The sequence below is a fragment of the Stenotrophomonas sp. SrG genome, from assembly GCF_050031795.1.
In the GTDB taxonomy this organism is placed as follows: Bacteria; Pseudomonadota; Gammaproteobacteria; order Xanthomonadales; family Xanthomonadaceae; genus Stenotrophomonas; species Stenotrophomonas rhizophila_A.
Genome location: NZ_JBNBBE010001307.1, coordinates 1 through 236, shown reverse-complemented (window position 1 = coordinate 236; position 236 = coordinate 1). Strand labels below are relative to the sequence as shown.

Annotated in this window: 1 protein-coding gene; it reads right to left on the bottom strand. The window is 69.9% G+C overall.

Annotated elements, in window-relative coordinates; all coding sequences use genetic code 11:
- Positions 1-236 (bottom strand): phosphoribosylglycinamide synthetase C domain-containing protein (locus ACQG3P_RS23650; RefSeq protein ID WP_426806410.1); only part of this gene is annotated, 236 nt, incomplete at both ends.

Sequence of the window (236 nt, the reverse complement as noted above, 5' to 3'; positions counted from 1 at the left end):
ATAGCCCGCCAGCCAATGTCAGTGCGGTGGAATTCGTTTTCCCACGTCACCTTCACCACGCCCGCAGACGCATGGGCCTGTGCATCGCCCACGCTGTCGCCCAGCGCGGCCACGCACAACACGCGGCCGCCAGCGCTGAGCACCTGGCCCGGCGCGTCCAGCGTGGTGCCGGCGTGGACCACCTGGGCCGTAGACGCCACCTGGGCCAGCCCGTGGATCACATCACCGGGGATCGG